The organism is Haloferula sp. A504, assembly GCF_044385805.1.
GTDB lineage: Bacteria > Verrucomicrobiota > Verrucomicrobiia > Verrucomicrobiales > Akkermansiaceae > Haloferula.
In genome coordinates, this window is sequence record NZ_JBISBU010000066.1 from 20,808 (window position 1) to 27,493 (window position 6,686).

Sequence of the window (6,686 nt, forward strand, 5' to 3'; positions counted from 1 at the left end):
ACATCGTCGGGCGGCACCATTCCACCAGATTCACCGGGCCCGGCTCCGCGCGAACTGCAGCCGGCATCGCAGGATTTTTCCGCTGACCCGGTAGGTGACCGAAGCCTTGGCCTGAAGTCACGATCAGCCGCCCCGCCAGTTCAGCTTCTGGCGCAGTGCGGCGTAGAACGAACGGCCTTCGAGGCGCAGGAGGTTCAGCTGCTGGCCGGCCTTGCGCACCCGCACCCGGTCGGCCGGACCGATCTCCACGCAATCCCGGCCATCGACCGTGAACAGCATCGGCCCGTCGGAAGGCTCCTCGGGCGACAGTTCGATTTCCACATCGTCGCTCACCACCAGAGATCGCTGGCTGAGCGTGTGCGGACAGATCGGCGTGATCACGAACACGCCGGCCGACGGACTGATCAACGGTCCCCCGGCGGACAACGAATAGGCGGTCGACCCGGTGGGCGAGGCCACGATCAAACCATCGGCCCGGTAGCGGTTGAGGACTTCCCCATCGACCTTTGCCTCCAGCGCGACGAGGCGTCCCGTCTGACCCCGCGCCAGCACCGCTTCATTGAGGGCGAGAAAGCGCTTCGTGGAACCATCCCGGGTCTCCACGCAGGCATCCAGCAGGATCCGCTCGCTGGTCGAAAAGCTTCCGCTCACCAGGGCATCCACGAACTCCGGGATCTCGTCGTCGGTGCAGCTCGTGAGGAAACCCAGGTTGCCGATGTTGATCCCGGCCATCGGCTTCGGGCAACCGCCCAGCTTGGCCATCGCGTGCAGCATGGTCCCATCGCCCCCGATCACCGCGATCACATCGGCGGTTTCGGCGAGGGCTTTCCCGGACAAGCCGGGCAAACGGTCGGTCATCTCCGCCGCCGTCGTTTCAAGTGCGAATGACAAGCCGTGATCCTCCAGTGCGGCGATCAGCGCCTCCACTGTCCGACGCGAACCCTCCTTGTGCGGGTTGGCGATGATCCCTACCGTCATGACTTTGTTTAGTGGCCTCTCGAAGCTTTGTCCAAGGTGGAGTGCGGGACCCTTCAGATCTCGCCCGGCGAGATCCGCGAGTACGGGCGGAAGGTCTCGAGCGTCCCCTGCGACTCGTCGTAGAGCAGGGCCCGGTGGAGTCCGAGATTGCCGGCGGCGGGGCTGTCGATCATCGCCGAGGAATCGTTGGCGCTCATCTGATAGAGGACCCGCATCTGGAAATCCGCCATGCTCTTGCGCGGAATCCAGCGCCCGACGTTGTTCCAGGTGTCGACCCCGACGATCAGGTGAATGCCCGCGGGCGCGCCTTCCCCTATCAGTTCGCGGAAGACCTTCGCCGGCGAGGCGGCTCCGGCCGAGGGTTCGTCGAAGGAGAATCCGAAGTCCTCTTCCTCACGGAGCGCCTTGAAACGCTGAAGGTCGCGGATGAAGACGAAGACCTCGTCCTCGCCACCCGCCTCGAGCCGGGCGGCAAGCTTCGCCATGACCCCGGCCAGATCGCCCGGCTGGTGCACCTCGCCCTCCTGCGGCAGCGTCTTGAGCATGGCCGCGAGGTCGCCGCCCTCGCCCTCGGGGTCGAGCACCACGAAGCGGGCCGACCCGGCCGGATACTGGGCGGAAAGCGATACCAGCGCCGCACTCATCAGCGCCTTCATCCGGTCCTCGCCCTGGCCGACCACCAGCAGGTTCGAGCCGCTCTGGCGCCGCAAAACCGCCTCGGTCGGTCCCTTGATGGAATTCGGCGCCCCCAGCCAGATCCGGCCCGCCTTGGGCTTCTCCACGGGAGGCTCGGCCAGCACCGCGGCCAGCCGGTCGTTTTCCTTCAAGTCGGCCGGAGCGTTGCCCTCGAAGACCACCGGCGCCGGCATCGCTATCCCGCGCTTGCGGGCCAGCGCCGCCACCTCGTCGAGCCGCTCGTTCCGCTCCTCCTCGGAAAGCCACACCGTCTGGAACGGGCTGTTCGCCGCGAGCGCCCCGGCATTGTCGTTGTAGATCCCCTCACCCGGACGCGTCAGCAGGCGCGGTGCCGGGTTGTCGTCGTCCATGATCAGGTAGGCGTCGGCCTCGTTGCACTGGAGGGCGATGCGGATGACCATCTGCCCGAGCGTCGCGCGCGCCAGAGTGTAAGCGCCACCGAGCGTCTGGGAACCGAGGATGGCATGGATGCCGAAGGCGCGGCCCTGACGCACGATGCGGTCGAGCAGCAGCGAGGCCTCCTGACCGATGCCATCGTCCTCGGTGAAGAACTCCTGGAACTCGTCGATCATCAGCAGCGTGCGCGGCAGTTTCCCGCCGGTCGCCCTGCGATAGCCGGCCACATCCTGCACGCCGTGTTCGCGGAAAAGTTCGCCGCGACGGCGCAGCTCCTCGTCGACCCGGTGCAGCACGCTCAGGCCGAATTGACGGTCGCTCTCGATCGCCACCACCCGGGCATGCGGCAGCCGCCGGGTTCCATAGCACTTGAATTCGACGCCCTTCTTGAAGTCGACGAGATAGAACTCCACCTCCTCCGGGCTGCAATGCAGCGCCAGGTTGGTGATCATCACGTGGAACAAGGTCGACTTGCCGGAACCGGTCTTGCCGGCGATGAGGGCGTGCTGGCGCGTGCCCTTGCCGATCGCCAGCTGCTGGAGCTTGCGCGCGCCGGTGCGGCCGATCGGCACCCGCAGTTCGTCGCCGGTTTCCTCGCACCACCACTCTCCCTCGGGGGCGATGCTGTTGAAGGGCACCTCGATCCGGTTGGAGTCGACGCTTGCCTTGCCGAAACGATGGACCAGCTCGGTTTCCAGCGAGTCCTCCGGCGCGCGGTCGAGGACCACGGTCCCGGGACGACCGGCGATCCGCCAGACCCCATCCTCCTGTTTCAGGCACAGGCAGGTCTGTCGCAGCTCAGCCTCCAGCGCCGGATCCGCGAGCGGCTTCTCGAGCTGGATCAGCAGGAACACGCCACACCGCGCCCCACTCGCCGCAAGGCTGCGCAGCCGACCCATCGCGGTGTCGCTGAAGCCGGCAGGCAGTCCCGAGATCACCACGAACTGGTACTTCTCGGCGATCGCCCCGGCCTTCTCGTTGTACTCGGTGATCGTCGCATACTCGTTGCGCAGGTACATCTGGATCACCTTCTCGACGTGCTCGTTGAGCTCGGCCAGCCGCTCCTCGATCTGCGCCGACTGGGTCCAGATCCGGCCGTGGATCAGCGTGTCCTCGTAGTCCGCGAGGTGCATCAGGCCGGCATGATCGCGCCCGAGACCGACCGCATCGATGAAGGTGAAGGCCACACGTCCCGGAGGGAAATGACCGAGCAGGCGCAGGACCACCGAATGGATCGCCCCGGCCGCCTCGGTCGCGTCGCCCTCGAACAACAGTGAGCCCTGACCGGGGAATCCCAGCGCCAGCGGCAGTGCGATCGACTCCGGCAGGGAAAAGCGGGCGTCCCCCGGAGTTTCTTCGGCGAGCTCGGCCAGCGGAACGGTGAGCGAACCGAAGGGAATCGCCGACTCGCCCGACTCCGGCGGCTGCCAGCTTTCGAGCCACTCGCGCGACCACTCGGGAAAGCGGCTTGCCCGTTCATCGATGAGTGCCGCCAACCGCTCGATCCGCCGCCCGACCTCCTCCGGCCAGTTGGCGGCAACTTCCGCGAGGGCCTGGTCATGCCCGGCATCCGCTTCGGCGATCTTTGCCTGCAAGGACGCCTTGAGTTCCTCCAGGCTTCGACCTTGCTCCTCTTCCAGCGCAGCGAGGCGCTGCGAGTGAGCACGGGCGACGCGTTCGAGGCGACGCTGGTGCAGACCTTCTTCGACACCCGGCAGGCGCGCGAACTGAGCCTCCAGCTTCTCCCGTCCGCGGCGCATCTCGTCCTGCAAAATGGAATCGCTCTCGCGCATCATCTCACTCAGGCCACCGCGCAGTTGCTCGGTCTCGGCGTCGATCTCCTCCTTCAGCCCCCGCACCCGGCCGATCATCGCATTCACCCCCATCGCCCCCGTCAGGCGCACGCGCTGCAGCGACTCGGCCAGCCGCTGCATCGCCCCCCACACCGTGGCCAGCGCGACGGCGTAGAAGACCAGCACCGCACCCCCCGCGATCGCCGCCATCGGCCACCACTTGGAGAAATCTCCGGGGCTGCCCGACAGCCAGGCACTCAGGCCGATGGCCAGCACCAGCAGCGCGGTCAGCGGGACAAAGCGAAAAAACTTCGCCAGTGGCAGCCGCTGCACGACCTCCAGATCCAGCGCCGCCTCACTCAACAAGTCCCCTTCCAGCGCCTCACCAACCTTGACGCCGCGTCCGCCAAGCTTGGCCGACACCAGCGGCTTGAACCCGCGCAGCGATTTGCGCGCCTCGTCGGCCATCTCCGTCGCCTTGGCGAGATCCTCTTCCGCCGCGGCGCGCAACCCGAGCAATTCGCTCTGCGCCCGGTCGTAGCGTTCCTTCAGCTCCTCCTGCTGGAGCATCATCTCGCCCTGCACCTGCCCGACCCGGCTGTCGCGGGCACCCGTCACCTCATTAGTCAGTGCCCGGCGGGCCGAATGATAGCACGCCTCGATCCGTTCCAGCCGCGCCACGTGGCGGGCCTCGGCCGCATCGCGCTCCCTGGCATGCCGCCCCTCCAGCTCGGTCCGGCGGCGCTCATGCTCCATGGCGAGTTGCTCCTCCTGCTCGCGCATCTCACGCCGCGCAGCCACCACCCGCGCAGTCCGCGCTTCGTCGGCCAGCCGCTCGCCACGGGCCGCGGCCTCGATCGCGTGTTTCAGCGCATCGAGTTTGCCCAAGACTTCAGCCGGGTTCAGCGGATTACTCGCAGTCGTCATGGATTCTCGCAATCAGCCGCTCCAGTTCATCGATCACCCGCAATGCCCGCGAGGTGTCCTCGGCGAGTCCCGACAGGTACGTTTGGGAAAACTCCGCCGCCTTGGCATCCCGCCAGTGCTCCCGCACCTGGTCCCAGCGGGCGTGAAGCTCGCGGGTCGCGTCGTTGATGATCCCCTTGGCCGTTCCCGTCGCACTCATGGCGCTTCCTCCTCCGGTCGTTTCGTCTCCACCCGCACCGGGGCCGCCTCTCGCCCCGCGTAGTCGCCGAGCAAGCGGATCATCGCATCCAGCGAGCCGATCGCCTTCGGCAGCTCGCTTGCGATGCGCTCGCGCAGGCTGTCGAGCGGGCGCGACGCCGGCTCGACGATCGAGTCGAAGTCCCGGGCCCACTTCTTCGTCAGGCGCAGTTTCTCTTCCGCCTCCGCCAGCGCCCGACGCGCCTTCTTCACCTCGAGTTCCTGCGCCGAATGGTCGTCCTTCATCACCGACAACTTCGAGGTCGCCAGTTCGGCCAGTGCCTGGTCGACCCGCCGCTGGCGCCGCCGCACCTCGCCCTGCCACGCCGTCCGCTTCTCGAAGGTCAGCCATTCGCGGGTGCGCTTCACCTCTCCGGACACATCCTCCAGCGCCTGGTTGGTGCGCTCACGATAACGCACGAGACCCGCTCGGAAATCTTCCAGCGCTTCGATCGATGCGACGTTTGCCTGGTCTGCCACGGTCGTTGTCGGAACCCCTGTTCCCCGCGGCAATCTAGCCACCCCTTCCCAAGCCACAAAGGACAATCGCGGCCTTGTCAGCATCGGACTCGCCCACCCGCGATAGCAAACAAGCCGATCGGGAACTGGGGACCAGGATGGATAAGATGCATGGGATGATTTGATTCCGAAGTCCGGTCCAGAATCGCAAACCTCCCTACAACCACTCTTCGTCCGGCCAGTTTCCAGAAAATCTTATCCATCCTATCCATCATGGTCCCAATTCCTCGAAATCCGTCAGCCGCTCTCCCGAGGATCGGTGCACATCCCATCAACGCTGGTCGAGGTACTGCTGGATCCGCTCGGCCTTGCGCAGCAGGTAGGGCGAATGCCGTTCGGCCACCTCGTTGAAACGCTTCAACCCCTTCATCGTCTGCAGGAACTCCGTCGCGAACTTCTCCTGCTCCTGATCCTGCCAGGTCTCTCCCAGCGAGGTGAAGCGCGCCATCAACGACGCCGTCCGGTCGCGCAACTCCTCGTTGAAACGCTTCAACTCCACCGCAAAGCGCCGGAGATCCTCGGGATCGACAATGGCCTGGGACATGCCCACCAGATTACTCCCCCCAAAGGCTTCCTCAAGCGGCAATGATATGAAGCACGCTGGACCGGAGAGATTGGATTCACCGCCAAGACGCCAAGATCGCCAAGGCCTGACCTGCCAGTTCAGATCTTCGTCCAGCGAACGCGGCTCAACGACGCATCAGCAGCCGTCACCATCCCAGCATCGCAACGAAGGGTACGACGAGGGTCGAGGCGGCAAAAAGAAACCCGCCATCGCGCCATGTCTCCAAGCGGGACCCCCGCGCAGTACGCGAGCGCATCCCCAAGTAAAATGCCCAGAGCAGCGATGCCGGTATGCCCATGACGCCTGGCACAAAGAACAGATCCTGCACCGGACCCTTGCCGCCCCGAAAAAACAACATGAGCGCGAACAGGACCCACACAATCGCTGGCAACACCCAGAGTATTGCTACTGCAACGAACTCTGCTCGTCTCTTGCGGTAATCCATCTTCGTTTGGGGTCCCCGCTATTCGAGATTCGGAGTTATACTTCTCGGCATCATTATTTCGGATTTCTTGAGTGTGGCAGATATAGTCATCATTGCGGCTGCGTATTAACTCCCGATGATAGAATTGAAG

The 6,686-nt window shown here is 65.3% G+C and carries 6 protein-coding genes; all 6 read right to left on the reverse strand.

The window, feature by feature from the left end; translation table 11 throughout:
• Nucleotides 1-123 precede the first annotated feature (123 nt).
• Nucleotides 124-978 (reverse strand): NAD(+)/NADH kinase, encoded by an 855-nt coding sequence (locus ACG2LG_RS20685; RefSeq protein ID WP_396262267.1) that lies wholly within the window; start codon nucleotides 976-978, stop codon nucleotides 124-126.
• 53 nt (nucleotides 979-1,031) lie between these two features.
• Nucleotides 1,032-4,790: an FtsK/SpoIIIE domain-containing protein gene (locus tag ACG2LG_RS20690; RefSeq protein ID WP_396262268.1), complete on the reverse strand. Its 3,759-nt coding sequence runs from the start codon at nucleotides 4,788-4,790 to the stop codon at nucleotides 1,032-1,034.
• Nucleotides 4,774-4,989 (reverse strand): hypothetical protein, encoded by a 216-nt coding sequence (locus ACG2LG_RS20695; protein WP_396262270.1) that lies wholly within the window; start codon nucleotides 4,987-4,989, stop codon nucleotides 4,774-4,776. Before ACG2LG_RS20695 ends, ACG2LG_RS20690 begins: the two co-directional genes overlap by 17 nt.
• Entirely contained in the window at nucleotides 4,986-5,447 is a 462-nt protein-coding gene (locus ACG2LG_RS20700) for a hypothetical protein (RefSeq protein WP_396262272.1), read from the reverse strand. The genes ACG2LG_RS20695 and ACG2LG_RS20700 overlap by 4 nt, the downstream gene beginning before the upstream one ends.
• Before the next feature lie 370 nt (nucleotides 5,448-5,817).
• Nucleotides 5,818-6,090, reverse strand: a complete 273-nt coding sequence (locus ACG2LG_RS20705; protein WP_396262274.1) for a WXG100 family type VII secretion target — start codon at nucleotides 6,088-6,090, stop codon at nucleotides 5,818-5,820.
• A gap of 166 nt (nucleotides 6,091-6,256) precedes the next feature.
• Nucleotides 6,257-6,556 carry a hypothetical protein gene (locus ACG2LG_RS20710; protein ID WP_396262275.1) on the reverse strand — a complete coding sequence of 100 codons (300 nt, stop codon included), beginning with the start codon at nucleotides 6,554-6,556 and terminating at the stop codon, nucleotides 6,257-6,259.
• Between the last annotated feature and the right edge of the window lie 130 nt (nucleotides 6,557-6,686).

Excerpts from the sequence above, each read along its gene's own strand:
- ACG2LG_RS20685 (WP_396262267.1), bottom strand. The coding sequence starts at position 978 with ATGACGGTAGGGATCATCGCCAACCCGCACAAGGAGGGTTCGCGTCGG.
- ACG2LG_RS20690 (WP_396262268.1), bottom strand. The coding sequence starts at position 4,790 with ATGACGACTGCGAGTAATCCGCTGAACCCGGCTGAAGTCTTGGGCAAA.
- ACG2LG_RS20695 (WP_396262270.1), bottom strand. The coding sequence starts at position 4,989 with ATGAGTGCGACGGGAACGGCCAAGGGGATCATCAACGACGCGACCCGC.
- ACG2LG_RS20705 (WP_396262274.1), bottom strand. The coding sequence starts at position 6,090 with ATGTCCCAGGCCATTGTCGATCCCGAGGATCTCCGGCGCTTTGCGGTG.
- ACG2LG_RS20710 (WP_396262275.1), bottom strand. The coding sequence starts at position 6,556 with ATGGATTACCGCAAGAGACGAGCAGAGTTCGTTGCAGTAGCAATACTC.